Below are 1,501 nucleotides of genomic sequence, written 5' to 3' on the forward strand. Positions count from 1 at the left end.
AGGTGAATTTATATTATCAACTTTTATAACTCTTTCTCCATCTATAGACCTATCTAAAATGTCATTTATTTGACTGATGTTTCCTGTTCCTATAATTCCATCAGCTTCAGGTATTCTTTTAAAAGCTCTTCAGGATATCTTTGAGCTAAACAGCCTGATAAAATCATTTTTTTGCAAGAACCAGTTTCTTTATATTTTGCCATTTGTAGAATTGTATCAATGGACTCCTCTTTAGCTGCATCAATAAATCCACAAGTGTTTACAATAATTATATCAGCTTTTTGTGGGTCATTTTCAACTGAATATCTATTCTTGTCAAGGATAGACATCATACAAGAAGAGTCAACTTCATTTTTTGAGCAACCTAGAGTTACAATTTTAACACTATTCATCATCATCACCTAATAGATCATCTATTTCTTCCTTGGTTTTTAAAAGTTTTCTTGGTTTTGAGCCTTCATGAGGTCCTATTATTCCAAGTTCTTCCATTTGGTCAACTATTCTTGCCGCTCTTGAATAACCAACTTTTAATTTTCTTTGTAAGTAGGAAATTGATGCTTGTTCATCTCCTAAAACATAATTAATTGCATCAGCAAACAAGGGATCTAAATCTAAATTGTCATCTTTTTCTTTATTATTTATTTGACTTGCTATTAGGCTTTGTTTATTGATTTCAGAATTCTCATTATTTAATTTAACAAAATCTACTAATCTTTCTACTTCTTCATCACTAATAAATGCGCCTTGAATTCTTTTTGGTTTAGAGTATGATGATGGGTAAAATAGCATATCTCCCCTACCTAATAGTTTTTCAGCTCCGCTCATATCAAGTATGGTTCTAGAATCAACTGCAGAAGAAACAGCAAAAGCAATTCTAGAAGGGATATTAGCCTTTATAGTACCAGTTATAACATCAACACTTGGTCTTTGAGTCGCTAGTATTAAATGCATACCACAAGCTCTAGCCATTTGTGCAAGTCTAGCTATATAGTCTTCAATTTCATTAGAAGAAACCATCATTAAATCAGCTAATTCATCAACAATAATAACTATCTTTGGAATTTTCTCAGAAATTTTACCTTCCTTGATTTTTTTCTTATTATATCCCTTTATATCTCTAACTTGAGCATCAGCAAAAAGTTTATATCTTCTTTCCATTTCATCTACCGCCCAATTTAAAGCATATCCAGCTTTTTTTGGATTTGTAACAACAGGTATAAGTAGATGAGGAATACCATTGTAAACACTGAGTTCTACAACTTTAGGGTCAATAAGCATAAGCCTAACATCATTCGGTGAAGATTTGTATAAAATATTAGTTATAATTGTATTTATGCAAACTGATTTTCCTGAACCTGTTGCCCCAGCAATTAATAAATGAGGCATATCAGAAATTGATTCAACGATAATATTGCCTTCAACGTCCTTACCTAAGGTTAGCGGGACATCAGATTTTGAATTAACAAATTCAGAAGATTCTAAAATTTCTCTCAATCCAACA

2 protein-coding genes are annotated in these 1,501 nt (G+C 31.5%); both read right to left on the minus strand.

Translation table 11 applies throughout. The annotated features are described in order from the left end of the window. Window positions 1-89: 89 nt before the first annotated feature. Entirely contained in the window at window positions 90-392 is a 303-nt protein-coding gene (locus tag HMPREF9131_RS02455; protein ID WP_009345184.1) for a hypothetical protein, read from the minus strand. Then, window positions 385-1,501 (minus strand): DNA translocase FtsK (locus HMPREF9131_RS02460; RefSeq protein WP_009345183.1); only part of this gene is annotated, 1,117 nt, incomplete at its 5' end. The genes HMPREF9131_RS02455 and HMPREF9131_RS02460, both read right to left, overlap by 8 nt.

Source organism: Peptoniphilus sp. oral taxon 836 str. F0141, from assembly GCF_000179335.1.
Taxonomy (GTDB): domain Bacteria; phylum Bacillota; class Clostridia; order Tissierellales; family Peptoniphilaceae; genus Peptoniphilus_A; species Peptoniphilus_A lacrimalis.

What these genes read in the sequence shown, in the direction of transcription:
- HMPREF9131_RS02455 (WP_009345184.1), bottom strand. Translation starts at nt 392, where the DNA reads ATGAATAGTGTTAAAATTGTAACTCTAGGTTGCTCAAAAAATGAAGTT.